Annotated in this window: 23 protein-coding genes; 13 read left to right on the top strand and 10 right to left on the bottom strand. The window is 70.4% G+C overall.

What is annotated here, in order from left to right; genetic code table 11:
- The first annotated feature begins 63 nt into the window (after positions 1-63).
- On the top strand, positions 64-969 hold the full coding sequence (locus tag Q9G87_RS41490) for a phosphotransferase (protein WP_305922086.1): 906 nt from the start codon (positions 64-66) through the stop codon (positions 967-969).
- A 19-nt stretch (positions 970-988) separates the two neighbouring features.
- The gene (locus Q9G87_RS41485) at positions 989-1,594 is read left to right on the top strand and encodes a DUF4126 domain-containing protein (protein WP_305922085.1); all 606 of its coding nucleotides are present in this window, start codon (positions 989-991) and stop codon (positions 1,592-1,594) included.
- Positions 1,595-1,753: 159 nt separating this feature from the next.
- Here Q9G87_RS41485 and Q9G87_RS41480 read toward each other — a convergent pair whose 3' ends face one another.
- Both Q9G87_RS41480 and Q9G87_RS41475 read right to left on the bottom strand, forming a co-directional pair.
- A complete protein-coding gene (locus tag Q9G87_RS41480) occupies positions 1,754-2,560 on the bottom strand; it encodes an alpha/beta fold hydrolase (protein ID WP_305922084.1) in 807 nt (268 codons plus the stop codon).
- A 3-nt stretch (positions 2,561-2,563) separates the two neighbouring features.
- Positions 2,564-3,379, bottom strand: a complete 816-nt coding sequence (locus tag Q9G87_RS41475) for a glucose 1-dehydrogenase (protein WP_371825906.1) — start codon at positions 3,377-3,379, stop codon at positions 2,564-2,566.
- A gap of 84 nt (positions 3,380-3,463) precedes the next feature.
- Here Q9G87_RS41475 and Q9G87_RS41470 point away from each other — a divergent pair, with 84 nt between their 5' ends.
- Positions 3,464-4,069: a hypothetical protein gene (locus Q9G87_RS41470; protein WP_305922082.1), complete on the top strand. Its 606-nt coding sequence runs from the start codon at positions 3,464-3,466 to the stop codon at positions 4,067-4,069.
- A 47-nt stretch (positions 4,070-4,116) separates the two neighbouring features.
- Here Q9G87_RS41470 and Q9G87_RS41465 read toward each other — a convergent pair whose 3' ends face one another.
- Positions 4,117-4,605, bottom strand: coding sequence for a hypothetical protein (locus Q9G87_RS41465; RefSeq protein WP_305922081.1), 489 nt, complete (start codon positions 4,603-4,605; stop codon positions 4,117-4,119).
- 422 nt (positions 4,606-5,027) lie between these two features.
- On the opposite strand from Q9G87_RS41465, the gene Q9G87_RS41460 reads away from it, so the two are divergent.
- Positions 5,028-5,912: a serine protein kinase RIO gene (locus tag Q9G87_RS41460; RefSeq protein ID WP_305922080.1), complete on the top strand. Its 885-nt coding sequence runs from the start codon at positions 5,028-5,030 to the stop codon at positions 5,910-5,912.
- 168 nt (positions 5,913-6,080) lie between these two features.
- Here the strand turns inward: Q9G87_RS41460 and Q9G87_RS41455 are convergent, their stop codons facing one another.
- Complete coding sequence (locus Q9G87_RS41455; RefSeq protein ID WP_305922079.1) at positions 6,081-6,614, bottom strand: PadR family transcriptional regulator; 534 nt, start codon at positions 6,612-6,614, stop codon at positions 6,081-6,083.
- 58 nt (positions 6,615-6,672) lie between these two features.
- Here Q9G87_RS41455 and Q9G87_RS41450 point away from each other — a divergent pair, with 58 nt between their 5' ends.
- Complete coding sequence (locus Q9G87_RS41450; RefSeq protein WP_305922078.1) at positions 6,673-7,434, top strand: alpha/beta fold hydrolase; 762 nt, start codon at positions 6,673-6,675, stop codon at positions 7,432-7,434.
- 105 nt (positions 7,435-7,539) lie between these two features.
- Here the strand turns inward: Q9G87_RS41450 and uvrB are convergent, their stop codons facing one another.
- The 4 genes from uvrB to Q9G87_RS41430 are packed head-to-tail and all read right to left on the bottom strand — an operon-like array spanning position 7,540 to position 11,702.
- Entirely contained in the window at positions 7,540-9,651 is a 2,112-nt protein-coding gene (gene uvrB / locus Q9G87_RS41445) for an excinuclease ABC subunit UvrB (RefSeq protein ID WP_305922077.1), read from the bottom strand.
- A 37-nt stretch (positions 9,652-9,688) separates the two neighbouring features.
- Positions 9,689-9,922 (bottom strand): helix-turn-helix transcriptional regulator, encoded by a 234-nt coding sequence (locus Q9G87_RS41440; RefSeq protein ID WP_305922076.1) that lies wholly within the window; start codon positions 9,920-9,922, stop codon positions 9,689-9,691.
- A 14-nt stretch (positions 9,923-9,936) separates the two neighbouring features.
- Positions 9,937-10,791 (bottom strand): ABC transporter permease, encoded by an 855-nt coding sequence (locus Q9G87_RS41435; protein ID WP_305922075.1) that lies wholly within the window; start codon positions 10,789-10,791, stop codon positions 9,937-9,939.
- Positions 10,788-11,702: an ABC transporter ATP-binding protein gene (locus tag Q9G87_RS41430; RefSeq protein WP_305922074.1), complete on the bottom strand. Its 915-nt coding sequence runs from the start codon at positions 11,700-11,702 to the stop codon at positions 10,788-10,790. The genes Q9G87_RS41435 and Q9G87_RS41430 overlap by 4 nt, the downstream gene beginning before the upstream one ends.
- 140 nt (positions 11,703-11,842) lie before the next feature.
- Between Q9G87_RS41430 and Q9G87_RS41425 the strand changes: the two genes are divergently transcribed.
- From Q9G87_RS41425 to Q9G87_RS41415, 3 genes are read left to right on the top strand one after another with little or no spacing between them, the layout of a single operon-like run.
- Complete coding sequence (locus Q9G87_RS41425; RefSeq protein WP_305922073.1) at positions 11,843-13,447, top strand: SPFH domain-containing protein; 1,605 nt, start codon at positions 11,843-11,845, stop codon at positions 13,445-13,447.
- A 1-nt stretch (position 13,448) separates the two neighbouring features.
- On the top strand, positions 13,449-14,690 hold the full coding sequence (locus Q9G87_RS41420) for an SPFH domain-containing protein (RefSeq protein WP_305922072.1): 1,242 nt from the start codon (positions 13,449-13,451) through the stop codon (positions 14,688-14,690).
- A 9-nt stretch (positions 14,691-14,699) separates the two neighbouring features.
- Positions 14,700-15,473: a sporulation protein gene (locus Q9G87_RS41415; protein WP_305922071.1), complete on the top strand. Its 774-nt coding sequence runs from the start codon at positions 14,700-14,702 to the stop codon at positions 15,471-15,473.
- On the opposite strand, the gene Q9G87_RS41410 is transcribed toward Q9G87_RS41415, so the two are convergent.
- A complete protein-coding gene (locus Q9G87_RS41410) occupies positions 15,470-16,255 on the bottom strand; it encodes a class I SAM-dependent methyltransferase (protein ID WP_305922070.1) in 786 nt (261 codons plus the stop codon). The two genes, Q9G87_RS41415 and Q9G87_RS41410, sit on opposite strands and share 4 nt — an antisense overlap.
- A gap of 148 nt (positions 16,256-16,403) precedes the next feature.
- On the opposite strand from Q9G87_RS41410, the gene Q9G87_RS41405 reads away from it, so the two are divergent.
- The 4 genes from Q9G87_RS41405 to Q9G87_RS41390 all read left to right on the top strand — a co-directional run bounded on the left by Q9G87_RS41405 (position 16,404) and on the right by Q9G87_RS41390 (position 19,272).
- Positions 16,404-17,477, top strand: a complete 1,074-nt coding sequence (locus Q9G87_RS41405; protein WP_305922069.1) for a hypothetical protein — start codon at positions 16,404-16,406, stop codon at positions 17,475-17,477.
- Positions 17,478-17,489: 12 nt separating this feature from the next.
- A complete protein-coding gene (locus tag Q9G87_RS41400) occupies positions 17,490-18,113 on the top strand; it encodes a hypothetical protein (protein WP_305922068.1) in 624 nt (207 codons plus the stop codon).
- A gap of 10 nt (positions 18,114-18,123) precedes the next feature.
- A complete protein-coding gene (locus Q9G87_RS41395) occupies positions 18,124-18,924 on the top strand; it encodes an inositol monophosphatase family protein (protein ID WP_305922067.1) in 801 nt (266 codons plus the stop codon).
- 105 nt (positions 18,925-19,029) lie between these two features.
- Positions 19,030-19,272, top strand: coding sequence for a hypothetical protein (locus Q9G87_RS41390; protein ID WP_305922066.1), 243 nt, complete (start codon positions 19,030-19,032; stop codon positions 19,270-19,272).
- A 4-nt stretch (positions 19,273-19,276) separates the two neighbouring features.
- Here Q9G87_RS41390 and Q9G87_RS41385 read toward each other — a convergent pair whose 3' ends face one another.
- Complete coding sequence (locus Q9G87_RS41385; protein WP_305922065.1) at positions 19,277-20,449, bottom strand: ArsB/NhaD family transporter; 1,173 nt, start codon at positions 20,447-20,449, stop codon at positions 19,277-19,279.
- Positions 20,450-20,507: 58 nt separating this feature from the next.
- Between Q9G87_RS41385 and Q9G87_RS41380 the strand changes: the two genes are divergently transcribed.
- The gene (locus tag Q9G87_RS41380; protein WP_305922064.1) at positions 20,508-26,078 is read left to right on the top strand and encodes a WD40 domain-containing protein; all 5,571 of its coding nucleotides are present in this window, start codon (positions 20,508-20,510) and stop codon (positions 26,076-26,078) included.
- Positions 26,079-26,103: the final 25 nt, after the last annotated feature.

The raw sequence follows: 26,103 nt of genomic DNA, 5'->3' as shown, positions 1-26,103 counted from the left end.
GAGGCTAGCCGCCACGCCGTAAAAGGTCTAGACCGTTTAGCGCGGGTCGTCCTAGCATCGAGCATGGCCGTGCCCGAGGTGCTCGATCGTATCCCGCTGCTGTCCGGCGTGCCGCGGACCGTCGAGGAGTTGCCCGGCGGGCTGACCAACCACAACTACAAGGTCGTCACGCCCGATGGGGCTTACGTGGCGCGCGTGTGGGCCAGCGACGGGGCGCTGCTGGCCATCGACAGGGACGCCGAGCACGCGAACTCGGTCGCGGCGGCCGCCGCCGGGGTGGGGGCGCCGGTGCACGCATACCTGCCCGAGCTCGGGGTGCTGGTCGTGGGGTTCGTGCCGGGGCGGACGTACACGGAGGCCGACCTGCGGGATCCGGCGAACCTACCGCGCGTGGCGCAGGCGTGCCGGCGGCTGCACGCAGGGCCGCGGTTCGTGCGCGACTTCGACATGTTCGACGTCCAGCAGCGCTACCTGGAGATCGTCCAGACTCGCGGCTTCCGGCTTCCTGCCAAATATCTCGACTTCATGCCCACTGTCGCTGAAATCCGGAAATGTCTGGCTGTGCGCGACGAAGGCACCGTCCCCTGTAACAACGACCTGCTGCCGGGCAACATCCTCGACGACGGCGAGCGCCTCTGGCTGATCGACTACGAGTACTCCGGGAACAACGACCCCTGCTTCGAGCTCGGCAACGTCTGGAGCGAGTCCGACCTGCCGCTCGGCCACCTGGAGGAGCTCGTCACCGCCTACTACGGCCGCCGGCTCCGCAACAAGATCGCCCGCGCCCGCCTGCTCGGCCTCATGTCCAAGTACGGCTGGACATTGTGGGCCTCGATCCAGGACGGCGCCAACGAGAGCATCGACTTCGACTTCTGGTCGTGGGGGATGGAGAAGTACGAGCGGGCGGTGGCCGAGTTCACCGGGCCCCAGCTGACGTCCCTCATGGACGAGGCCGCACGTTCGGACTAGGCCGGGCAGACTTGGTGACATGCTTGCCGCATTGACCGGTCTGGGCCTGTCCACGGCCGCCGGTTTGAACGCCTACATCCCGCTCCTGGTGGTGGGTGTCTTGTCCAACGTCACCGACGCCGTGAAGCTGCCCGACGGCTACTCCTGGCTGTCGAACTGGGGCGTGCTCACGGTGATCGCGGTGCTGCTGGCCGCGGAGATGGTCCTCGACAAGGTCCCCGCCGTCGACAGCGTCAACGACGCCATCCAGACTGTGATCCGCCCGGCCTCCGGCGGCGTGGTCTTCTCGGCCACGAACGCCGCCGCCGAACTGGAGCAGTCCACGTGGATGACGGAGAACCCGTGGGTGGGCTGGCTCCTGGGCATCGTCGTGGCGCTGGCCGTGCACGCGATGAAGGCGGCGGCCCGCCCCGTGGTCAACGCGGGCACGGCAGGCGTCGGGGCTCCGGTGGTGAGCACGGCGGAGGACGCGGGGTCGCTCGGCATGAGCCTGATCGCGGTGTTCGCCCCGATCCTGGTGATCGTCGCGTTGCTGGTGCTCGCCGTCCTGGCCTGGTGGCTGTTCAGGCGGGTACGCCGTTTCCGCGCCCGCCGCCGAGCCGCCCGAAGTCAGCCTCCGGGTTGACCTCCACTCCCCCTGCGGGCTGATCCGCCACCCCTCCCGCGCCTCGTACGGTGATCCCGGTTAGCGAACAACCGCAAGACGTGTGAGCGCCACCGTGGCCCCCGACCCTGGCACGCTCACACGGCCGAGGGCCCGGCGGCCTCCGCACCGCCGGGCCCCTCACCCGCGCAGTCTCCGCAACCACCCACCCACGAGGTGCACGAACTCGGCCGGGCGCTCCTCGTGCAGCCGATGGCTGGAGCCCTCCCAGCACACGACCTTCGACTTCGGCACCTTGAGCAGGCCCGCCTCCCAGCTCGCGCGGCCAGGATCGGCCCAGATCGACAACACCGGGCACCGCCTGCGGGCCAGATAGTCGTCGCTGGCCGGCCGCACGCCGATGGCGTCCGGCTCGGTGAACATGGCCTCGAACGCCTGGGCGAGCACGTGCGGCGCCATGCCGTACAGCCTGCGCTTGTGCCAGCGGCGGATGACGGCGGGCGTGGCGGCGTTCGTGCACCACTCGTCGATCGCCTCGGCGACCACGTGCGGCTGCTCGCCGCGCAGGCCCTCGATCATCTGGGGGAACCCCTGGGCGATGTCGTCGGTGATGCCGTAACCCGGGTCGAGGGCGACCAGCGCGCGTACCCGATCCGGGTGCTCGACGGCCAGGATCGACACCACCTGGCCACCCATCGAGTGCCCGACGGCGACGACCTGGGGGATGCCGAGGCGGTCGAGCAGGGCGTTCAGGTCCTCGGCCATCATGCGGGGCGTGTTGCCCGTCGCCGGGACCGAGGAGTAGCCGTGCCCGCGCAGGTCGGCGGCGATCACCCGGCGTCCAGCGGCCGCCAGCGCGTCGATGTGCCAGGACCATTGGTGCGAGTCGGTCCCCCAGCCATGGACGAGCAGCAGCGGCGGCCCGTCGCCGCTCCCGTCGTCGGTGTAGAAGAGTCTGATGTCGTCGCCGACGTCCGCGTACGGCATGGCTCACCCCACCTCTTCCGACCGGGGCAGCAGCGCCGACTCCCCTGCCGTCCAGCCGCCGTCGACGGCGAGCTCGGCGCCGGTGACGTACGAGGCGGCGTCGGACAGCAGGAACACGATCGCCTCCGCGACCTCCTCCGGCTCACCCCACCGCCCGGCCGGGGCCAGGGGGAAGGTGCCCTCGCCCGACACGGCGCCGAACCCCTGGGTCATGGGGGTGACGATCATGCCCGGATGCACGGAGTTGACCCTGATGCGGTCCTTGCCGAACTCCAAGGCGGCGATCTTGGTGAGGCCGCGCACACCCCACTTGGACGCGCCGTACCCGCCCGTACCCGGCAAGGCGAAGAGCCCCGCGACCGAGGACAGGTTGACGATGGCGCCGCCACCCGAGGTCCGCATGGCACCTGCCACGGACTTGAGCCCCAGGAAGACCCCGACCAGGTTGACCTGGAGCACCCGCTGGAACTCCTCCAGCGGCTGCTGCTCGATGGGCACCATGGTGGCGATGCCGGCGTTGTTCACCAGGCCGTCGAGCCGCCCGAACTCCTCCACGGTCCGCGCGACCACCTGCGCCCACTGCTCCTCGCTCGTCACGTCGTGCGGGATGAACCGGGCGTCGAGCTCCTTGGCCGTGGCCGTACCCTCCTCCACGAGCACGTCGGTGACCACGACCCGCGCACCGGCCGCGACGCACCGCCGCGCGGTCGCCGCCCCCATCCCCCTCGCACCACCGGTAATGATCACAACCTTGCCGTCAAGCACCCGCAACAGCCCCTTCCGCCCTGAGCCGCGACCATGTGAACTGAAACACAGCATTCCGGTTGTATCAAGGGCTTGCTTGGTCGTGCGCGCCAAGACCGCTCCGGCGCACTATCCTCTAGGCATCAACACCAACAGGGGGTGGCGAAGATCGGCGAAGTCCTTGTCATCGTGCTAGTGATCCTGGCGTTCCTCCTGCTGCTGACGGGCGTCGGCGTCTACCTGCTGGTCAAGCTGGGCAAGAAGGCGGCAGGCAAGGCCAAGGAGGCCGCGACGCGGCTGAGCACGCATGTCAACGCGATGGGCACGGGCGACGCCGCCGAGGTCGAGCGCCTCCGCCTCGACCTGCGCCGCGAGGTGTCGCTCACCCGCCAGGCGGTCGAGCAGGCGCAGCATCAGGGATGGGGTCTCGGCGACCTGCCGCGGCTTCTGGCCGACCTCGAGGCACAGGCCAACGTGCACGACGGCCAGCTCGGCATGTACGCCCAGCAGCGGCGCGTGTCACCGTACATCGACCACGCCACCCTGGACCGGCTGCGCGAACACCAGGCCAAGCTGACGGCCATGTGCGCCCGCATCCGCGCCGACCTCCTCGGCGACCAGGTCCACCACACGTCCTCCGGCATCGCCGACCTCACCTCCCGCACGGACCTGGAGATCGAGGCCCGCCGCCGGGCGCCGGACCCGCTGGAGGAGATCGACGAGCTCTACCGCCGGTCGATGGAGGAACGCAAAGACCTCCCCTGACGGCTACTCAACGCGGCACCATGAAGGCGTCGCGTGAAGCCGCCGGATCAGGCGCGGCCCCACTCCGCGTAGATCAGCGCGGCGAGTTCGGCTTCCGTGGCGCCCTTGTTGGCCATCGCCTTGGTGGCCTGGGCTTGGGTCGTCGTGGGGAGCAGGCCGTCGAGCAGGATCGGCAGCGAGAGCCGCCGTAGCAGCACCTCCGACTCCGAGATCCCGTACGGCCGGCGCGCCACGGACACGTTCACCCGCAGCGCGTGCTCGTTTCCCGGCGGAACGCCCGGGCGGTCGATCTCGATGGCCGAGTAGCGGAAGCCGTGCGCCAGGTTGCAGGCGGCACACGTGGCCGGGCCCCGGCTGAGCCGGTCGCCGCATTCGGCGCAGGTCAGCCGATCATAGGCGGCGTCGACCACGCGCCAGGGGTGCTTGTCGGGCTCATCCACGACCATTTCGGCGATGACCCGCTCGTCGGACGGCTCGGTCGTGTCGAACTCGCGCTCCAGGAACGCCCGCCACCCCTCCTCGACGATCTCGTCCACCAGCCTGGCGCACCGGCTACAAGCAGGCCCCCGCCGGCTCCCAGTGATCGCACATCCCGCATCGCCGCATGTCCGCAGACGCTACAAGCCGCTTCACAGCCGCCGCATCCGCTTTATCGGGCGGCTTCCCGCCGTCCGGAGGTCCTGCCGCCTGATGCCACCGCCGCACGAACCCCCGGAAATGAGCTCGGTGAAGCCGTCCCCAGCAAGACCGTCAGGGCGCGGATAATCGGTTGCGGCGCCCGGAGCCACCCCGGCATACTCATCCACGTTGATCGTTCGCCGCGACGCGAAGGGAGGGTGAGACCGTGACGACGACTGTTCGCGTGCCGTTTTCCGCGTCCTCATTCCTTCCCGCCGGGCGTCCGCTGAGCTGACCCGATCGACGCGCCGGTGGGCCTCATCTCTGGAGCAATCCCACCGTGCCGAAGCACTCGCAGCACCGCACCCGCGGCAAGCACGCCCTCGACGCCGACGACATCGCATGGCTCGAGAGCACTCCCGACACCACCATCGCCGATGACAGCCCGCCCGAGGGTGATCGCTGGTCCACCTGGGACCAGAGCACGCCCACCGAGAAGGGTCCCCGTCCATACCCCGACTGGCTGGTCACCGAGCTGGCAGCCGTCGACTCCGAGCACGGCGTGCTCAAGACCGGCAAGGAAGCCGACGTCCATCTGATCTCCCGTGGCGTGCCGGGCACGGATCGGGTGTGCCTGCTGGCCGCCAAGCGATACCGCTCCGCCGAGCATCGCCTCTTCCACCGCGACTCCGGCTACCTGGAGGGCCGCAGGACCCGCGACAACCGCATGAACCGGGCCATGGCCAGCCGCACCGCCTTCGGAAGGCAGGCGATCGCCGCTCAGTGGGCGGTGGCCGAGTTCGGGGCGTTGTGCAGGTTGTGGGAGCTGGGGGTTCCGGTGCCGTACCCGGTGCAGATCGTGGGGACGGAGATCCTGCAGGAGTTCATCGGATCTCCGGACGGATACGCGGCCCCTCGCCTCGCCCAGGTGTCCGACGGCCTGAATGACCTGTGGAAGCAATTGGTCGAAGCCATGGTCACCCTGGCCGGCGAGGGCCTGGCCCACGGCGACCTGTCCCCGTACAACCTGCTGGTGCACGACGGCCGTCTGGTGATCATCGACCTGCCGCAGATCGTGGACGTCATCGCCCACCCGACGGGACCGTCGTTCCTGGACCGCGACGCCCGCAACGTCGCCACCTGGTTCGCCGCCAAGGGCGTCACGGCCGCCGACCCGGACTCCCTCGCCGACCTCCTGCGCACGGAGGCCGGAATCACCCCCTAGCCCATTCCCGGCAGGGACCGCCTGCCACACGCCTGCGGGCGGCGGCACCCTCCCGACCTCGCCACTCGAGCAGGATCGCCATCCTCCTGTGCGGGACTGCTCGATGTGCGGCGGCCTATCTGCGGCAATGCGACGGCGGGTGTCCGGCGACGTGCGGGCGACAGCACGTCAGGCCGGCGAACCGTCCAGGGCGTCGATGGTGGCGCGGAGCCAGGCCAGCTCGGCCTGGCTCGTGGCGTGGGCGATGGTCAGCAGCCCCTGCCGGAACGGATCCCCGAACTCCTCGGCCGCCATCGGCCGGTCGCCGTCGTAGAAGAAGCTGGTCGGCTCTTCCAGGAACGCCAGCCGCCTGCGCAGCACGGCCCCTTGCTCCTTCGGCTCGTCCAGATGGCGGAGGAACGCCAGCAACGTGAACCACCGGTTCTCATCGCTGATGTCGAGATCGTCCGGCTCCCGCAGCCGCCGCTCCAGCTCTGCACGACCCTCGTCCGTCAGGTAGAGCATGCGGCGAGGCGCGGCCGCAGCCCCTGGTTCATCCTTCCTGACGAGCCATCCGGCCGCGGCCATCCGTTTGATCGCCGGGTAGAGCGTGCCATCGGCCACCGGGCGCACGTGCCCCATCAGGGCCGCCACACGTTTACGCAGGTCGTATCCGTGTAGTGGCCTATCTCTGAGGAACCCGAGTATCGCCAGCTCCAGCATGACGACGATCATACCTCGGGACCGATATATATTGGCCCCGATACATGAGGAGACCGCCATGCATGATGCCATCGTCCACCCCAGCGGCGCTCGCATGCGCTGGGTAGAGTTGCCGGGCGCGGAGCCGGCCCGTGTCTACGTTCACGGCCTCGGCGCCACCTCCGCCCCCTACTACGCGGAGGTCGCCGCCCATCCCCTCCTGGCGCGCCACCGCTCCCTCCTGATCGACCTGCTCGGTTTCGGCATCAGCGACCGGCCGCAGGACTTCCCCTACACGCTCGAAGCCCACGCGGACGCGTTGGCCGAGGCGCTGGGCAAGGCGGGGGTCGCGGGGGCGTCGATGATCGCGCACAGCATGGGCGGGGCGGTGGCCATCGTCCTGGCCGCCCACCACCCAGAGCTGGTCGCCAACCTGATCCTTGTGGACGCCAACCTGGACCCATACTCCCCGATTCCCGTACGGCCCGGCAGCAGCGGTATCGCGAGCTACACGGAGGAGGAGTTCGTCGCGCACGGGTGGAAGGAGGTGCGCGACCGGGTGGGACCGCACTGGTGGTCCACGATGCGGCTGGCGGACCTGCGCGGCCTGCACCGCACGGCCGTCAGCCTCGCCCAAGGCACCGACCCCACGATGCGCGAGATGCTCAAGGCCCTGACGATCCCCCGCGCCTTCCTGCACCCGGAGGGCGACCCGCCGGAGGCGGCCGACGGCCTGCGCGCGGCCGGCGTCCAGGTCCTCGGCATTCCCGAGTCCGGTCACAACATCATGCTGGACAACCCGGAGGCCTTCGCGCAGACGCTCAGGACCCTTCTCCCCTAGGCCCCTGTCGCGCCGGCCGCCTCTCAGCCGACCCGGCGGCGCGCAGCTGCACCACCGACCGGCGCGACGATCTCCCTGAGCACGTTTGCCCAGGCCAGGAACCCCTTACTGCACCCCGGCCTCGCGCATGTCCCTGAGCTCGCGCTTGAGCTCCTTGATCTCGTCGCGCAACCGGGCGGCCACCTCGAACTGCAGGTCGGCCGCGGACTGGTGCATCTGCTCGGTCAGCGACTCGATCAACGACTCCATCTGCGCCCGCGGCATCTCCCCGGCGATGGCCTTGGCGTGCTGCCCGACCGGCCGCGACGCGAACCCCGGCGTAGGCGCCTTGCCGCGCGACTGCTGACGGCCGCCGCCGCCCAGGAGCTTGTCGGTGTCGGCGTCCTCGCGCTGCAGCGAGTCCAGGATGTCGGCGATCTTCTTGCGCAGCGGCTGCGGGTCGATGCCGTTGGCCTGGTTGAAGGCGACCTGCTTGGCCCGCCGCCGGTTGGTCTCGTCGATCGCCCGCTCCATCGACGGGGTGACCTTGTCGGCGTACATGTGAACCTGGCCCGACACGTTACGGGCGGCGCGGCCGATGGTCTGGATCAGGGACGTCTCGGAGCGCAGGAAGCCCTCCTTGTCGGCGTCCAGGATCGCCACCAGCGACACCTCGGGCAGGTCGAGGCCCTCGCGCAGCAGGTTGATGCCGACGAGCACGTCGAACTCGCCGGTGCGCAGCTCGCGCAGCAGCTCGATGCGGCGCAGCGTGTCGACCTCGCTGTGCAGGTAGCGGACCCGGATGCCGAGCTCCAGGAGGTAGTCGGTCAGATCCTCGGACATCTTCTTCGTCAGCGTGGTGACCAGCACGCGCTCGTCGCGGTCCGCGCGGTCGCGGATCTCGTGGACCAGGTCGTCGATCTGGCCCTTGGTGGGCTTGACGACGATCTCGGGGTCGACCAGGCCGGTCGGGCGGATGACCTGCTCGACGACCTCGCCCTTGGCCCGCCCCAGCTCGTAGGGTCCCGGCGTGGCCGACAGGTAGACGGTCTGGCCGATGCGCTCCAGGAACTCCTCCCACTTCAGCGGCCGGTTGTCGAGCGCCGACGGCAGCCGGAACCCGTGCTCGACCAGCGTGCGCTTACGGGAGGCGTCGCCTTCGTACATGGCGCCGATCTGCGGCACCGTCTGGTGCGACTCGTCCAGGACCAGCACGAAGTCCTCGGGGAAGTAGTCGAGCAGCGTGTTGGGCGCGCTGCCGGGCTCGCGCCCGTCCATGTGGCGCGAGTAGTTTTCGATGCCGGAGCAGGTGCCGATCTGCCGCATCATCTCGATGTCGTAGGTGGTCCGCATCCGCAGCCGCTGCGCTTCCAGCAGTTTGCCCTGCCGCTCCAGCTCCGACAGCCGCTCGGCGAGCTCCGCCTCGATGCCCGTGACCGCGGCCGCCATGCGCGCCTCGCCGGCGACGTAGTGGGAGGCGGGGAAGATGTAGAGCTCCTCGTCCTCGGTGATGACCTCGCCGGTCAGCGGGTGCATGGTCGAGAGCTTCTCGATCTCGTCGCCGAACATCTCGATGCGCACGGCGAGCTCTTCGTATTTCGGGATGATCTCGATCGTGTCGCCGCGCACCCGGAACGTGCCGCGGGTGAAGGCGAGGTCGTTGCGCGTGTACTGCATGTCGACCAGGCGGCGCAGCAGCTGGTCGCGGTCGACGTCCATGCCGACGCGCAGCCTGGCCATGCGGTCGACGTATTCCTGCGGCGTGCCCAGGCCGTAGATGCAGGACACGGAGGCGACCACGATCGTGTCCCTGCGGGTCAGCAGCGAGTTGGTGGCCGAGTGGCGCAGCCGCTCGACCTCGTCGTTGATCGAGGAGTCCTTCTCGATGTAGGTGTCGCTCTGCGGGACGTAGGCCTCAGGCTGGTAGTAGTCGTAATAGGAGACGAAGTATTCCACCGCATTATTGGGCAGCATCTCCCGCAGCTCGTTGGCGAACTGGGCGGCGAGCGTCTTGTTGGGTTGCATGACCAGCGCGGGCCGCTGCAGGCGCTCGATCAGCCAGGCGATCGTGGCCGTCTTGCCGGTGCCGGTGGCGCCCAGCAGGACGTTGTCCTTCTCCCCGGCCTTGACGCGGCGCTCCAGCTCGGCGATGGCCGTCGGCTGGTCGCCGGAGGGAGTCATCTCGGTGACGACCTCGAACGGCGCCACCTTCCGCTGCAAATCTGTGACCGGTCGCATGTTGTCACTGTAGGCGGCGCGGCCGACAGAATTCGCGTCAGGCCGTCCGCTCCCCGATCCGCGGGAACGGAGTGGTGGAGAAGACGACCTCGACGGGCACCTCGAAGTATTCGGCGATCTTCAGCGCCAGGTAAAGGCTCGGGCTGTACTCTCCCCGTTCCAGGTAGCCGATGGTCTGGTAGTGCACGCCCAGGGCATTGGACAGCTGCCTGCGGGTCACGTTGCGCTCCGCGCGCAGCAGCGCGATGCGGTTGTAGACGGTCTCGCTCATCACCGCGTATCTTCTCAGCCGGCCCGCTGGAGTGCCCGGTGGCGCCGCGCCTCCATCAGCGAGCCCGACTCGCGCCGGGCCATCCTGCGCAGGATCGGCGGTGCGATGAGCAGGCCGGCCGCCACCCACGCGCCGAGCACCAGGACCATCTCGACCGGCCGCCAGGACCCGCCGATCTCGGCGGCGGCCATGGAGCCGGGCAGCAGCGCCGCACGCATCCCGAGACCCAGCCAGTACAGCGGGAACGCCTGCGCGACGGCCTGCAGCCAGCCGGCGAGCGCGGAGATGGGATAGAAGATGCCGGAGATGGAGACGAGCCCGCCGACGACGAGCATCGACAGCCCCGTGGACGCCTGCGGGTTGTTGAAGAGCGAGCCGATGACCGCGCCCAGCGGCAGGGTGGCCAGCAGCCCGGCCAGCGTGATGACGAGCACGAGCAGCAGTCCGCCGGGCCCCGCCCGAGTGAGCTCGGGCACCAGGAACAGGCCGGCCACCAGCAGGATGACCATACTGCCCAGCGCCTGGAGGGTCAGCACCGTGATGCGGCCGATGAGGTATCCGAGCATGCCCTGCGGAAGTGCTTTGGCACGCAGCAGGGTGCCGTCCTCGCGCTCGACGGCGATCATGCTCATGGCGCCGATCAGGCCGTTGAAGGCCGCCAGCATGCCGAGGAGGCTCGGCAGCGTGAACCCGGCCAGGGTGAATGTGCCGCCGGGCACCGTCGCGTCACGCTGGAACCAGAGCACGGCCACGAAGGCCACCGTGGAGAGGACCGTGAAGGCGAGGTCCGGCGGATTGGTCAGGCTGTTCTTGAATTCGATCCAGCCCCTGGCCAGGCCGAGTCTGACGGCGTGCGGCGCGGGTTTCACGCTTCCTCCCTCTGCACGATGGTCATGTAGGTGTCCTCGAGCGTGGCCCGGCGCACCTCCAGGTCGCCGATCTCGGTGCCGTACTGCTCGAACAGCCCGCGCACGAAGCCGGTGGCGTCCTCCGTGGCGTGCACGAAGTGCTCGCCGCCGCGGCTCCAGCGCACCTGGGCGTCGCGGGAGAACTCGCGGGAGAGCTGGTCGGCGCTGCCCTCGGCGACGATCTTGCCGCCGGCCAGGATGAGGATCCGGTCGGCGAGTTTTTCCGCCTCGTCGAGGTCGTGCGTGGTGAGCAGGATGGTGGTGTCGTCGAGGTCGGACAGGCGGTGCACGAGGTCATGGAAGTCGCGCCTGGCCCGCGGGTCGAAGCCGGCGGTCGGCTCGTCGAGGAAGAGCACCTCCGGCCGTCCCACGATGCCGATGGCGACGTCGAGCCGGCGCCGTTGGCCGCCGGACAGCCGGTTGACGCGCTGGCGGGCGTGCTCGGCGAGTCCGACGGCCTCGATCAGCTCTGCGGTGTCGAACGGCGGCCGGCCCGCGTTCGCGTAGGGCTCGTAGTAGCGGCTCAGGTGGCGCAGGAGTTCGTGCACCCGCCAGCGGCCGTGGTCGCGCCACGACTGCAGCACCACGCCCAGCCTGGCCCGCCAGCGCTCGTCGCCGCGGACCGGCTCGATGCCGAGCACCCGCACGTGGCCCGCCGAGGGCGCGCGGAAGCCCTCCAGGATCTCGATCGTCGTGGTCTTGCCCGCGCCGTTCGGCCCGAGCAGGGCGATCACTTCGCCGGCGCCCACCGTGAAGCCGACACCCTGTAATACCTGCTTCTGGCCGTACGTCATACGCAGGCCCCGGACCTCGATCGCGGCTCCTGTGTTCGCGCGATCGAGGCCTCCTTCAAGCGCTCTCACCGCCTCCATGAGACCTCCAAGTAGTACGTCTACTACATAGATAGCACACCTACTACGATCCGCAATAGACCTGTGACAGGACATTGCAAGCGAACAGCAAGTCACACCCGATACGGTCGGATTCGCCTGTAGCGGAAAAGGAAGGTTCCATGTCACGACCCAGAGAGGCACTGATCCAGGCAGGTCAGGGCATAGCCCAAGCGGTCGCCCAAGGAGGTGATGTGCGACAGGCGATGGGCCAGGCCGTGGGACAGGTCGTCGACCAGGCGGGGCAACTGGCCGGCCAGGGCCGCGGCTTCGCGCTGAACCCGCACGACTTCGCCGCCGCGCGTGACGGAGGTGCCTCCGTCGGCACGCTCATCGAGGCCAGGACGGCGTCGCTGACCGAGGCCGGGGAGATCGTCAACCGCAGCTTCGCCGAGAACGGCATGCACGTCATCTCGCCCGTGGTGATCCCCAAGGGCAGCACCGCGAAGGTGATCGTGCCGCTGGGCATCCTGGTGGTGCTCGGCCTCATCGGCGCGCTCGGCAACGTCATCCCGAACACCGATCTGATCTTCGGGCCGCACTACTGGGTGGTGCTGGTCCTGGCCGCCGTGTTCCTGTGGTGGCGGCGCAGCGTGGTGATGGTGCCCGAGGGCTGCAAGGCGCTGATCACGCAGTTCGGCAAGCTGGTGCACATCGCGGACCCGGGCCGGGTGACGCTGTTCAACCCGTGGAAGCGGGTCAGCTACATCGTCAACACCACTCGCGAGTACCCGTTCAACGCGCCGATCAGCGAGGCCCCGACCCAGCAGGGCGTCAAGGCGAGCGTTGATCTGTTCCTGCAGTTCAGGATCGAGAACCCGGCGGAGTTCATCTTCGTGCTCGGCTCGGTCAGCGGCTTCCAGTCCAAGCTGCAGAACGCCATCAGCGAGGTCACCCGCTCCCTCATCTACGCCCAGCGGGCCGAGGAGATCTACGACCTGGTGGGCGAGAGCACGCTCGGCATGCTGGAGAGCCTCAACCAGCAGTTCCTGCCAGCCGTACGGCTCACCGACGTGAACATCACCCACGCCGAGCCGTCCAGCCAGGAATACCGCATGGACCTGGCCGCCCCCGAGATGGTCAGGGTCGCCAAGGAGGCCTACACCTACGAGTACGAGCTCCAGCTGCGCAAGGAGCAGAACGAGGGCGACCTGATCAAGGAGCTGGCCGGGCTGCAGGAGACGCTGAGCGCCATCCAGGCGGAGATCGCCGGCTACCAGGCCCGCATGGACACCGCGCTCGAACGCGCCAGCCACCAGGCCAAGGCGCAGGCCGGGCAGCGCCTGGTCGAGGCGGAGTCCACGGCCAACGCCAACGCCGCGCTCCTTGAGGCGCAGGCGCTGGACATCAGGGCGCTGTCGGCCGCCGAGGCGCCCGAGATCCTCGACTACCGCTTCCAGCAGGACCTGCTGAACAAGCTCGAGTCGGTCGCCACCAGGCTGCCCCAGGTGGTGCAGATCGGCGAGCAGACCGACATCGACTTCCTGGCCCTGGCCCAGCAGCTCGTGGGCGGCAAGGGCACGGCGTTGTTCTCGGCCGAGGACATGGCCGCCATCCGCTCCAGGCTCGACGAGATCGCCTCCCGCGTGGCAGGCCGCGAGGCCGAGATCGCCGCCCTGCTCAAGAAGGCCGCCGCCGACGTGACCGTGCCCCAGGATCCGCCGGAGCCGGACGCGGACCTGGCACGCACCGTCGAACGCCTGCTGCCCGGCAAGGAGGAGATCTGATATGACACGCGAGTTCTCGAAGATCAAGGAGTCGCTGGCCTCCTGGGGTGAGATCCGCCAGCTGCTGCGCGGCGGCGAGCAGGGGCAGCTCGTGCCCGTCGTGATCCCCAAGGACCGGCGCGGCTTCGCGTGGATGTCGCTGGTGTTCCTGGCGATCTACTTCGCCGGCATGGCGGCGCTGACCGACTTCACGATCATCGCGGCGCTGGTGGCGCTGGCCCTGCTGCTGCTGGCGGCGGTCACGATGTGGCGCAAGGCGATCATCGAGATCGAGGAGGGCACCACCGGCGTACGCAGCCGCTGGGGCGCCATCACCGGCACGCTCCCGCCGGGCCGCCACTACCTGTGGCTGCCGTGGGACCGGGTGGACGCGGTCGTGGACACCTCGACGGAGATCCCGTACTCGGCGCCGATCGTGGCCTGCCCGACGGCCGAGAACGTGCCGCTGAAGTCGATCGAGTTCTTCCTGAAGTTCAGGATCGTGGACCCGGTCGCGTTCGTGCGCACGATCGGCGCGGGCAACTTCGACCTGGTGCTGTCCAGCGCGGTGCAGGACGCGATCAGGCAGCGCAGCCGCAGGGTCAACACCGAGCGCGCGTACGACCTGCGCGGCTCCGACGTCGGCGACATGCAGGACGCGCTCAACCGTCAGCTCGGCCGCTACGGCGTGCGCATCACCGGCGCGAACATCCCCGACGTGCAGCTGCCCGACCAGTACCAGCAGCACCTGGCCACCCGCGAGAAGGTCGCCAAGGAGCTGTCGGCCTACGAGCGCGAGTGGGAGCTGACCCGCAAGCGGCGCATCGACACCCTGCTGATGGAGATCGAGCGCTCCAAGAAGACCCGTGACGCCCGCGTCGTCGAGGTCAAGGCCGCCCACAACAACGCGCGCAAGAACGTGGCGCGCATGCTGGAGGAGCAGGAGACCGAGGCGCAGCGGGTGACGTGGGAGATCGAGGCGCGGGGCAGGGCCGACCTGACCTCCGCCGAGAACGAGGCCAAGGCGCTGCGCCGGCTGGCCGAGTCGTACCGGGACAACCGGGCCGTGCTGCAGTACGAGCTGGCCCGTAAGCGCCTCGACGTGGGCGCCAAACTGGCGGAGAACGCACCCCAGGCGCTGGTCGTACGCACCCAGCAGGGGCAGGCGGACTCCGCGCTCTCCACCCTCCTCCTGGCCCAGTTGCTCCCCCGCATCTCGGGCACAGGAACCGGCCAAGTGAACGGCCACACACCTTCCGCATAGGAGAACCCCATGGTGTTCCGCAAGTTGATGGCCGCGTTCGGCGCGGGCGTCGAGGTTGACACGGTGTTGACCAACACGGGCGTGCGCCCCGGCGAGCCGCTGCGCGGCGTCGTGCACTTCCGCGGCGGCAACTCCGAATACAAGGTCGAGGGCATCTACATCGACCTGACCGCGGTGGTCGAGATCGAGTCGGGCGACAGCGAGTACAAGACGACCTACAGCTTCCTGCGCCAGCAGGTCGCGGGGACGTTCCAGCTCGCCAAGGGCGCGCAGCACCAGCAGCAGTTCGAGGTCATGATGCCGTGGGAGACGCCGATCAGCGCGATCGCCGGGCACCCGCTGCACGGGATGAAGCTGGGCGTCCAGACGGAGCTGGCGCTGGCGGGCGCGCTCGACAAGGGCGACCTCGACCCGCTGTTCGTCAGCCCGCTGCCGGCTCAGGAGCACGTGATCGGCGCGCTCGACCGGCTGGGCTTCCAGTTCAAGAAGGCCGACCTGGAGCGCGGCACGTTGTACGGCTCGACGATGCCGTTCTTCCAGGAGATCGAGTACTACGCCGGCGGGCAGTGGCGGCGTTACTTCAACGAGCTGGAGCTGACGTTCATCGCCGGGCCGCGGCAGATGGACGTCATCCTGGAGGCCGACAAGCGGGGCGGCTTCCTGACCTCCAGCCACGACGCCTACAACCGGTTCACGGTCCGCTACGACGACCCGCCGAACTCGGCGGACGCCGCCCTGCAGCGAGGCCTTGAGCAGATGGCCCGCCACCGCGGGTGGTTTTAGACGATCCTGACGGCCAGGAGGTGGCCGCTGACGCCCAGCAGGGACGGCTCGGACTCCAGGCGGCGGGCGGCGTCGAGCAGCAGCTCGCGCCGCTCGTCGTCGTCCAGCCAGTCATCGACGTCGCCATAGAGCCAGAACGCGCCCTCCAGGCCGTAGCGGCGCGGCTCGGGCAGGCCGGCGTCGGCGAACTCGCCCAGGATCTCGTCGGGTTCGTGGAGGTAACCGCGGAACCCCATCTCCCGGGGAGAGATGATCACGCCTGTCTCGAGCGCGTGGTACTCGGCCACCCGGTGCTCATCGCGCGTGAGATACCCGTGGTAGACGCTGTCGTGGAGGGCGGCGTAGCGGCTGATGAAGGCCGCCACGACCAGCCCGCCGGGGCGCACGGCGCGGCGGGCCTCTGACAGGGCGCGCACCCGGTCGGCCCGCTCGGGCAGGTGGTAGAGCGGGCCGAGCAGCAGCGCCGCGTCCGCCTCGCCGTCGGGGACCGGCAGGTCGCGGGCGTCGCCGAGGCGCGCTGTCACGCCGGGCAGCGCCGAGGCCTCCCGCACGTGCAGCGGCACGGGGTCGATCAGCTCGACCGCATACCCCTCCGCCGCCAGCCATTCGGCGTGCACGCCCGTGCCGCCGCCCACGTCGAGCACCCGGGCGGGCGCCGGCGGAAGGGTGCGCAGCAGCACATCACGCGTGCGCAGGAACTCCAGCCGGTTGCGGCCGTGCCGCAACCTGGTCAGCTCACCGCCGCGTTCGTAGTAGCCGAGGACGGCTGGATCCACGATCATGCCCAGGAATCCTACCGAGCGGCCCTGATCGGACTCGAAGCAATATTCCCCGGTACCTTTCGCCAGATGATCGTTCTCTGGTGGTCGCGTGGCGCGGTCGTTACCATAACCTCGGGAACTGACTGATCGTCGAACGGCGGGGCGAACGATGACACGGTTCATGGCGGCGGTGAAAAGAGTCGCCCCATGGGCGGCGCGCAACGCCGACGGCGCCATCGCGCTCGGCCTGGCCATCGTGGTCGGCGTGCTCGGCATCATGCCCGACCGGATCTTCGGCAAGGATGGCGAGAAGATCCAGGACGATCTCGTCAGCGCCGCGACCCTGGTCATGCTCGCGCTCGTGGCCACCGCGCTGCTGCGCGACCGCGCCCGCCAGGCCCCCGTCGAGAAGGCGATCACCTCGGGCGTCCTGGCCGAGCTGCCGGTGCGGCTGGCCCGCCTGGAGCAGATCGAGACGCTGGCCCACAGCACCCGCCGCGCCCTGGACGCGCTGCAGCTGGTCCGGGTGCTGGGCAGCCGGCAGGAGATCGCCCAGTCGCACGCCGAGGCCCGCAAGGACACCGTCAGGTGGAGCTTCAAGGGCGGCACCGGCACCTACCTGCGCGCGGTCACGCTCCCCGCCTGCGTGGCGGCGGCGCGCAGGGACAAGCGCCACCTCACGGTCAGAATCGAGGTGATCGACCCGGCCGACGCCGAGGTGTGCGAAGCGTACGCCCACTACCGCCGCTCGTTGTCCGACGTGCCCGACGGCACCGGCGAGACGTGGACGACCGACCGGGTCAGGAAGGAGTCGTACGCGACGATCCTGGCCGCCTTCTGGCATCGGCAGCGCTACGGCCTGCTCGACATCGCGGTGGGCCTGTCGCGGACGATGACGACGTTCCGCTGGGACCTGTCCACCACCCGCCTGATCATGACGGTCGAGGATCCGAACATGGCGATGACGGCGCTGGCGGGCACGTTCTACTACGAAAACTGCGACACCGAGTTGCGGCTCAGCTTCGAGCAGGCCCGGCGGGTGCCCCTGGAGATGTACAAGAAGGCACCGCTGAGCGATGAGCCGACCATCGAGGAGGTGCAGGAGTTGTTCGAGCGCATCGGGATGCCCCTGCCCAAGTCCTACAACGGCCATGACGTCGTGGACATCGCCCGCAAGGCGTTGCGCGCGGTGGATCCGTATGGTGAGGCGCATCCAGCGGCTCACCGGCGAGACGGCACGTAAGTACGGGGGGCCATGAGCTACCACGGAGTGCACCGGCTGTTACGCGAGGGCCGCGCCCGGTCGTGGGCCCTTGAGGTGCTGGCGGGTCCGGTGACCGCGGTGCGCCACCCGCTCGGGTTCGTCTGCCTGCCGCTGGAGCGGGACGGAGCTCGCGGCGGCGAAGGGGTATGCCTGCACCTGTGGTCCGACTCGCTCGCGCACGCCGAGAGCACCACCTCACAGATCCACTGCCACAGCTGGGACCTGGTGAGTCACGTGCTCTACGGGCAGATGCGCAACGTGCACGCGGTGGTCAGCGACGCCGGCGCGGACGCCACCCATCGGGTCTTCGAGGTCGTCAGCGGGGCCGACGGCGACCGCATCTCGCCGACCGGCCGCACCGTGCGGCACGCGACCGGCCTGGTGGAGGTGTTCGGCCCCGGCGACACCTACACGCTGCCGTCCGGCCGCTTCCACAGCAGCGTCGTCCCCGAGGGCGGCGAGGCGGCCACGATCGCGCTGGGCCGCGGCCGGCCCGGCAGCCGCGACCTGTCGCTCGGCCCGCTGGGCGCCGGGCCGCACCACGTGTCCAGGCAGCCGCTGGACCGCGACGAGACGGCCCTGGCCGTACGACTGATCACCGCGCACCTGACCTGAGAGGCACCTGATGGACCTGGACCACGCTCGCACGGTCGCCGTCGAAGCCGCCGAGGCCGCCGGGGCCCTGCTCCTTGCTGGCACCCGCGGCGCGGTCGGGGTGCGCGCCAAGGGCGAGGCGGGCGACGTGGTCACCGATCTCGACCTGGCCTCGGAGAAGCTGCTGCTGGAGCGCATCCTGACCGTCTATCCCTCGCACGCGGTGATCGCCGAGGAGTCGGGTCTGGTCGGCGCGGCGGGCGGCGAGTGGACGTGGCTGGTCGATCCGCTGGACGGCACCAACAACGTGGCGATCGGGCTGTCGGCGTTCGTGGTGGGGGTGGGGCTGTGCCGGGACGGGCTGCCGGTGCTGGGCGTGGTGCACGATCCGGTCTCCGCCCAGACGTGGTCGGCCGTCAGGGGGCGTGGCGCGCTCTCTTCGGAAGGGGTGCGCCTGGCGCCGCCGTACGCGCCGCGCCCGCACGGGCCGCTGCTGGCCTGGACCCAGGGGCACGGAGTGAGCAGAGGCGACGCGACCGTGCGCGCCCTGAAGCAGGCTCTGGAGCTCCACGCGCGCAGGGTGCTGCAGCTGTGGGCGCCGCTGCTGTCGTGGGCGATGCTGGCACGCGGCGACATCGACGGCATCGTCGGCTACCAGGCCGAGCTGGTGGACCTGCCGGCGGGCGCGCTGCTCGCCCAGGAGGCCGGCATCGAGATCAGGACGCTGGACGGCGGCCCGTTCGAGGCGTGCATCGACACCACGGCCGAGCAGCGCAGTTTCGTCGCCGCACACCCGCGTGCCATCCCCGGGCTCCTCGCACTCGTCCAGTGAGGAAAAGTACGCGAATAATGTGTGTCGAATGTCGATGAGTTCCTCCGCCGTTCGACGTCTATTTAGAGGAAGCCGGACAACGGCACTTCGCTAGAGGAGCCCGACATGATGACCACGACCGAGCTGGCGCAGGTGCTCTTCACGACCACCCTGCAGCCGTCCGACGAGCTGTCCCCCTGCCAGATCCGCGAGGCCGTGGACGAGCGGCTGTGCGCGTGCGGCGGCGACCCCGCGTGGTGCACCGCGTACGTGGCCCAGGAGGCCGGCGACCACCCCGAGACGTACGTGCTGCGGATGCGCTGGGCGCTGACCGCCGTCGCCGGCGCCTACGCCCTGGCCGCCGCCTGACGGCTCAGCCGAACGCGACCAGCGCCCACACCGTGGCGAGCAGCCCCACGACGGCCAGCCCGGCGCCGGTGAGCAGGAAGCGGCGCATCGGCACCTTGACCCCGTGGCGGCGGCACGACTCGAACCACAGCAGCGTGGCCAGCGACGCCCACGGCGTCACGACCGGTCCCACGTTGGTGCCGACCAGCAGGGACAACAGACGGTCCCGCTCGGCGGCCGGGATGACGGTCTCGACCGCCTGGTAGGCGGGCAGATTATTGATCACGTTGGACAGCCCGGCGCCCACGGCGGCCGTGCGGTAGGGATCACCGTCGGCGCCGACCATCCACGTCATCAGGTCCGACAGACCGTTCCTGCTCAGCATCGGCACGACCAGGAACAGCCCGGTCACGAGGATCACCAGCTGCCACGGGAAAAGGCTCCAGGTCAGACGCTCGCGGGCGCGCAGCAGGAAGGCTCCCACCACGATCGCGGCGGCCGTGGTGGCGGCGACCGCGACATGCGCCTTGAGCAGCAGCATCACGATGAACAGCAGGCATCCGGCCGAGGCGGCCGCGAACAGCACCCGGTCAGCGACCGGCTCCACCACCGGCGGCGTGTATCGCAGGTCGCGCCGCTCGCCCCGGCGCCAGAAGAACACCCACAGGAACACCATCGTCACCGCGATGGAGGCGATCTGCGGCGCCCACATGCGGGCGGCGAACTCCTGGGCATCGAGGCCGATCTTCTCCATGCCGAGGAGGTTCGTCAGGTTGGAGACGGGCAGCAGCAGGCTCGCCGTGTTGGCCAGCCAGATCGTGGTCATGGCCAGGGGCAGGGCGGCGATGCGGGCCTTGGGCGCCAGGGCGAGCATGACGGGGGTGAGGAGCACCGCCGTGGTGTCCAAGTTCAGAAATATCGTGACAAAAGACGCGAAAGCGACACAAAGAAAGAAGAGCGCGGCGTAGTTGCCACGGCCCAGCACCGCCATCCTGGCCGCGATGGCGTCGAAGACCTGGGCCTCCTTGGTGAGCTCGGCCAGCACGATGATGGCGACCAGGAAGATCAGCAGCGGGCCGATGTCGTCCAGGCTCTCAGCCGCGGCCTCCCAGGGCAGCAGCCCGACCGGCACCGAGACCACACCCAGAACGAGCAGCCCGATCCTGATCCAGTCGAGCACCCCAAAACGCCGCCACACCCGTCGATGATCGCACACAGTCTCCAAAACCCCGACGGCGCAAGGGATACTGGGCGGCATGGCACGTGACGGCAGGCCGACCGAGATCTTCGTCAGCTACTCCCCGGCCGACACGGCGTGGGCGACGTGGATCGCGTGGGAGCTCGAGGCGGCGGGCTACAAGACCATGATCCAGGCCTGGGACTTCGTGCCGGGCACCAACTTCATCGACTTCATGGACCGCGGGGTCACCGAGGCGCAGCTGGTCGTGGCGGTGCTCTCGCGTAACTACCTGACCTCCCGGTACGGCCGGATGGAGTGGCAGGCGGCGCTGCGGGCCGACCCGGACAACCCCTCCAACAAGCTCGTCACGATCCGGCTGGAGGACGTCCAGCTGGAGGGCCTGCTGTCCACGATCACCTGGGTCGATCTGCTCGGCGTCACCGACCCAGGCCAGGCCAGGGCACTGCTGCTCGGCCGGGTCAGGGAGGCGCTGGCGGGCCGGGCCAAGCCCGAGGCGGCGCCGGCGTTCCCCGACGGCTCCGGCGTGCCGGCGGCCGCGCCAACGCTGCCGCCGCCCGGCAATGAGCGGGCCAGGGCGCGCCGCGCGCCGGTCACCGCGCCCAAGTTCCCGCCCGCGGCGAGCTCCGACAGCGGGAGGGAGTCGATCAGCGTGCTGCACATCGGCGGCCCGCGGTTCGGCAGGGCGCTGCCCGACCCGGGCGACCCGTTCACGCCGGAGGACATGCAGGCGCGGATCTGGGCGGACCTGACCGGCATGTACGACCGGGGCATGCCCCGCCCCGACCTGATGATCGTCAGCGGCGACCTGACCGAGTCCGGCAGCCTGGGGCAGTTCGGGCAGGCGACGCGGTTCGTGACCGACCTGCGGCTGCTGATCGGGCTGGAGCCGCACCGGCTGGTGCTGCTTCCGGGGCCGCGCGACGTTACCAAGGCGGCGGCCAGCGCCTACTTCATGACGTGCGAGGCCGACGACGTGAGCCCGCAGCCTCCCTACTGGCCCAAATGGCGGCATTTCGCCGGGTTGTTCGGCGAGGTGTACCAAGGGCTGGACGACCGGGTGTTCGACGGCGGGCAGCCGTGGACGTTGTTCGAGGTGCCCGACCTGAAGGTGGTCGTGGCGGGTCTCAACTCGACGATGGCAATGAGCCATCTGGAGCGGGACGCGTACGCGCTGCTGGGCGAGGCGCAGGCGGCCTGGTTCGCCGAGCGGCTGCGGCCGTATGAGGAGAGCTCCTGGCTGCGGCTCGGCGGGCTCGGGCACCCGCCGGGCGCGCTGCGGGACGCGCCCACGTTCGAGCGGCTGCTCGCGCACCGGCTCAACCTGCTCTTGCACGGCGGATCCCGGGAGGCCGCCGACGGGCGGATCGCCGCGCCGCGGGCCGGACGGCACCAGGTCGTGGAGATCACCCCGGACGGGCTGCGCACGTGGCGGCCCGACGAGCGCGAGCCTGAGCTCGTGCCGTACAAGTGGCGGGCCGCGCGGGCGACGTTCACCGGCGAGGCCCCGCCCGCCCCGTCGCCCGGGCCCAAGCCCGACGAGCGCGAGCCCAGCCCGGTCGAGCTGCTGCTGGACCGGATCACCGAGGTCTGCGAGGCCAGGCACGAGCGGGCCAAGATCCGCAGGTTCGCCGCTCATCTCGTGGTCACCCACCCGGAGGACGGGTTCGTCCGCCAGACGATGATCGGCGCGCAGGCCGGCGAGGTGACCGCGGAGGCGGCCGACGCCTTCGCCCGGCAGGCGCACGCCACCGGTCTGGCCGCCGAGCTGGTCTACCAGGGTCCGCCGGCCCCGCGCGCGGTCCGCGACGACCTCATGCGCAAGGGGGTGCGGCTGCGCAGCTTCACCGAGTTCCAGGGCCTGCTCGACCTGACCGGCTACGTCACCGAGCAGACGGCCAGGCTGACCACCGACCGCCGCTACCCGCCGGACCTGTACGTGCCGCAGCGCTACCGCGAGCTGGACCGGCCGGGCAGCCAGGTCCGGCACGGGCTGACCGACGAGCTGATGCGCCTGCTGGCCACCGACCACGGCCGGTTCCTGCTGCTGCTCGGCGACTTCGGGCACGGCAAGACGTTCGCGCTGCGCGAGCTGGCCCGCCGCATCCCGGCCGAACTGCCGCACCTGACGCCGATCCTCATCGAGCTGCGCGCCCTGGACAAGGCGCATTCGGTGGACGCCCTGGTGGCGGCGCACCTGGCCGGCCACGGCGAGGAGTTCATCGATCTCAAGGCGTTCCGTTATCTGCTGCGGCAGGGACGGATCGTGCTGCTGTTCGACGGGTTCGACGAGCTGGTGACCCGGCTGACCTACGACCGGGCGGCCGACCACCTGGCCACGCTGCTGTCGGCGGCCGAGGACAAGGCGAAGATCGTGGTGGCCAGCCGTACCCAGCACTTCAAGTCGAACAGCCAGGTGCTGACCTCGCTCGGCGAGATGGTCGGGGTGCTGCCGCAGCGGCGGGTGCTCAGCGTCGAGGACTTCACGCCCGACCAGATCCGCTCCTACCTGGACAACAGGTTCGAGGACGGCGCCGAGGCCAGGGCCCGCATGTCGCTGATGGGCGAGATCAAGGACCTGCTGGCGCTCGCGCAGAACCCGCGCATGCTGAGTTTCATCGCCGACCTCGACGCCGACCGGCTGCGTACGGTGGCCGGCGCCCGCCACACGCTCAGCCCCGCGCTGCTGTATGAGGAGATCCTCGGCTCGTGGCTGGCGTTCGAGGAACGGCGGGCCAGGCTGCCCGGCTCGGCCACGGCGCTGAGCGTCGAGGAGCTGCGGCGGGCGGTGACGGCGCTGGCGCTGCGGCTGTGGGAGACCGGAGAGTCGCTGCTGGGCGTGGACGAGCTGACCGAGATCGGCGAGACGCTGGCCGATCTGGCGGGCGGGCAGCTGTCGGCCGCGCACGCCGCGCACGCGATGGGCTCGGGCAGCCTGCTGGTGCGGACCGAGGAGGGCATGTTCGGGTTCATCCACGCCTCGGTCATGGAGTGGCTGATCGCCCGGCACATCGCCGTAGACGACGTCACGCTGCTGTCGCGAAGGCCGCTGTCGGCGCTCACGGTGGAGTTCCTGTGCGACCTGGCCGACGTGCGGGTGCTGCGCGCGTGGGTGGCGGATCCGCCAGGCGACGACGTGTCCCGGGCGAACGCCGTCAAGATCGCGGCCAGGTTGCGCACGCCCGCCCGCGCCGATCTGCGCGGCGCGAGCCTCAAAGGCGAGGACCTGTCGGCCAGGGACCTGCGGGAGGTCGACCTGACCGGTGCGGACCTGTCGGAGGCGACGCTGGCGGGCACGAACCTGTCCAGGGCCGTCCTGCGTGACGCCAAGCTGGTGGGGGCCCGGCTGGACGGCGCCGTGCTGACCGGGGCCGACCTGACCGGCGCCGATCTGACGGGGGCGCGGCTGGCGCAGGTGGACCTGAGCGACGCGGCCGTCGAGGGCGCCCGCTGGCACCGCGCCTCGCTGATCAACGTGACCGGGACGCTGCCGCACCTGCCCGGCGCGGCGGTGGTGCCGGGGCAGCCGGTGGAGGTGGAGTTCGCGCCGGCCGCGATCGGCGTCCCGTACGGCTATCACTTCCAGACCACCCGCCTGCCCGAGCCGATCGCCTACAGTCCCGACGGCGACTTGATCGCGATCGGCAACGAGGACGGCAGCGTGCTGCTGTGCGCCGGCGGCGCACCCGTGCGCACGCTGCAGGGGCATCGTGGCCGCGTGTATGCGGTCACGTTCGCGGGCGAGCTGCTGGCCACGGGCGCCGGCGACGGCATGGTGCTGGTGCGTGACGCCGTCACCGGCGAGCTGCGGCACACGCTGACCGGCCACGGCGACGGCGTCTGGCCGGTGCGCCTGAGCCCGGCGGGCGACCTGGTGGCGGCCGGCGGCGGGGACGGCGTCGTCCGGGTGTGGGAGACCGCCACCGGGCGGCTGGTCCACGAGCTGGCCGGTCACGAGGCGCCGATCTACGCGGCGGCCTTCGTCCACGGGGCGCTGGTGACGGGCGATTCCGCGGCCGTGGTGCGGGTCTGGGACCTGGCCTCCGGGCGGATGACGCGCACGCTCGACGGCCACCGTGGCAAGGTCTACCGCGTGGTGGCAGGACCCGGCGGCCGGCTGCTGGTCACCGGCGACGAGGCGGGCGTGCTCAGGGTGTGGGACACCGCCACGTGGGAGCTGCTGCACACGCTGACCGGTCACCAGGGCAGCATCTACAGCGTGGCGTTCTCGCCTGACGGTTCCCTGCTGGCCTCCGGCGACACGGCCTGCAGCGTGCGCCTGTGGGACCCGGTGGGCGGCGTGGCGCGCGGGGTGCTCACCACGCATCCGGCGTTCGTCTACCACGTGGCGTTCAGTCCCGACGGCCGCACCGTGGCGAGCGGCGACTCCAGCGGCGTCATCAGGTTGCAGCCGGTGGACGGCGGGCAGTGGGTGGAGTTGTCCGGCCACCGGAGTTCGGTCTGGCCGTTCGCCTACCGTCCCGACGGGCGCCAGCTGGTCACGAGCAGCAACGACGGCACGGTGCGGCTGTGGGACCCCGACACGGGCAAGTGCCAGCGGGTGCTGCGCGGGCACGGACGGCGGATCTCGTCGGTGCGCTTCAGCGCTGACGGCTCGATGCTGGCGACCAGCGGCAACGACGGCGTCGTGCGGGTATGGGAGCCGCGTACGGGGCGGCGGCTGCGGGAGTTCACCGGCACCTCCGACCGGCTGATCTCCGCGGTGTTCTCCCCCTCCGAGCCGGTGCTGGCCACCTCCAGCAACGACGGCGGCGTGCACCTGTGGAACGCCACCACCGGCGACTACGCGCGCGAGCTCAACGCCGAGACCGATCACGTCTGGGCCGAGGCGTTCAGCCCCGACGGCGACATGCTGGCCACGGCCAACGACGACGACAGCGTCAAGATCTGGAACCGGCCGACCGGGCGGCTGGCGGTCAACCTGATGGACCACCGCGGGCGAGTGCGCTCGATCGCGTTCAGCCCCGACGGCGCGTACGTGGCCACCGGCTGCGACGACAAGCTCGTCCGCATCTGGCACGTGGCCTCCGGCGGCCGGGTGGCCACCCTCGAGGGGCACACCGACCGGGTGTACGCGGTGGCGTTCTCCCCCACCGGGCGTCATCTGGCCAGCGCCGGCAACGACGGCCGGGCCATGGTGTGGGAGCTGCGGCCCGCCCAGCCGTGGCAGCCGCGGCTGGTGCACACGCTGGACGGGCACGACGGGCGGCTGTGGAGCGTGGCGTTCGACGCCACCGGCGACCGCTTGGCCACCGGCGGCGACGATCTGATGGTGCGGGTGTGGGACACCGCCAGCGGGCGGCGGCTGCACGAGCTGGCCGGGCACGCCCGGCGGGTGTGGTCGGTCGCCTTCAGCCCCGCCTCCGATCTGCTGGCCAGCGCGGGCGACGACGGCGTGGTGATCCTCTGGGCGGGGGGCGAGCGGCAGGCGACGCTGCTCGGGCTGCCCGAGGGGTGGGCGGCGCTGGCGCCCGACGGCCGCTACAAGATCCATGGGGCACCGGCCGGGCAGTTCTGGCACGTCATCGGGATGTCGCGGTTCGAGCTGGGCGAGCTGGACCCCTACCTGACGACGGTGCGGCAGGTCGCGCTCGACTCACCCTTCTGACGTACCGGCCGAAAGGCGCACGAGG

Source organism: Nonomuraea turcica (assembly GCF_030718205.1).
Lineage (GTDB): Bacteria > Actinomycetota > Actinomycetes > Streptosporangiales > Streptosporangiaceae > Nonomuraea.
This window is presented reverse-complemented; position numbering and strand designations above follow the sequence as displayed.

What these genes read in the sequence shown, in the direction of transcription:
- Q9G87_RS41490 (WP_305922086.1), top strand. Translation starts at nt 64, where the DNA reads ATGGCCGTGCCCGAGGTGCTCGATCGTATCCCGCTGCTGTCCGGCGTG.
- Q9G87_RS41485 (WP_305922085.1), top strand. Translation starts at nt 989, where the DNA reads ATGCTTGCCGCATTGACCGGTCTGGGCCTGTCCACGGCCGCCGGTTTG.
- Q9G87_RS41480 (WP_305922084.1), bottom strand. Translation starts at nt 2,560, where the DNA reads ATGCCGTACGCGGACGTCGGCGACGACATCAGACTCTTCTACACCGAC.
- Q9G87_RS41475 (WP_371825906.1), bottom strand. Translation starts at nt 3,379, where the DNA reads ATGCTGTGTTTCAGTTCACATGGTCGCGGCTCAGGGCGGAAGGGGCTG.
- Q9G87_RS41455 (WP_305922079.1), bottom strand. Translation starts at nt 6,614, where the DNA reads ATGCTGGAGCTGGCGATACTCGGGTTCCTCAGAGATAGGCCACTACAC.
- Q9G87_RS41450 (WP_305922078.1), top strand. Translation starts at nt 6,673, where the DNA reads ATGCATGATGCCATCGTCCACCCCAGCGGCGCTCGCATGCGCTGGGTA.
- uvrB (WP_305922077.1), bottom strand. Translation starts at nt 9,651, where the DNA reads ATGCGACCGGTCACAGATTTGCAGCGGAAGGTGGCGCCGTTCGAGGTC.
- Q9G87_RS41440 (WP_305922076.1), bottom strand. Translation starts at nt 9,922, where the DNA reads ATGAGCGAGACCGTCTACAACCGCATCGCGCTGCTGCGCGCGGAGCGC.
- Q9G87_RS41430 (WP_305922074.1), bottom strand. Translation starts at nt 11,702, where the DNA reads ATGGAGGCGGTGAGAGCGCTTGAAGGAGGCCTCGATCGCGCGAACACA.
- Q9G87_RS41425 (WP_305922073.1), top strand. Translation starts at nt 11,843, where the DNA reads ATGTCACGACCCAGAGAGGCACTGATCCAGGCAGGTCAGGGCATAGCC.
- Q9G87_RS41420 (WP_305922072.1), top strand. Translation starts at nt 13,449, where the DNA reads ATGACACGCGAGTTCTCGAAGATCAAGGAGTCGCTGGCCTCCTGGGGT.
- Q9G87_RS41415 (WP_305922071.1), top strand. Translation starts at nt 14,700, where the DNA reads ATGGTGTTCCGCAAGTTGATGGCCGCGTTCGGCGCGGGCGTCGAGGTT.
- Q9G87_RS41410 (WP_305922070.1), bottom strand. Translation starts at nt 16,255, where the DNA reads ATGATCGTGGATCCAGCCGTCCTCGGCTACTACGAACGCGGCGGTGAG.
- Q9G87_RS41405 (WP_305922069.1), top strand. Translation starts at nt 16,404, where the DNA reads ATGACACGGTTCATGGCGGCGGTGAAAAGAGTCGCCCCATGGGCGGCG.
- Q9G87_RS41400 (WP_305922068.1), top strand. Translation starts at nt 17,490, where the DNA reads ATGAGCTACCACGGAGTGCACCGGCTGTTACGCGAGGGCCGCGCCCGG.
- Q9G87_RS41395 (WP_305922067.1), top strand. Translation starts at nt 18,124, where the DNA reads ATGGACCTGGACCACGCTCGCACGGTCGCCGTCGAAGCCGCCGAGGCC.
- Q9G87_RS41390 (WP_305922066.1), top strand. Translation starts at nt 19,030, where the DNA reads ATGATGACCACGACCGAGCTGGCGCAGGTGCTCTTCACGACCACCCTG.
- Q9G87_RS41380 (WP_305922064.1), top strand. Translation starts at nt 20,508, where the DNA reads ATGGCACGTGACGGCAGGCCGACCGAGATCTTCGTCAGCTACTCCCCG.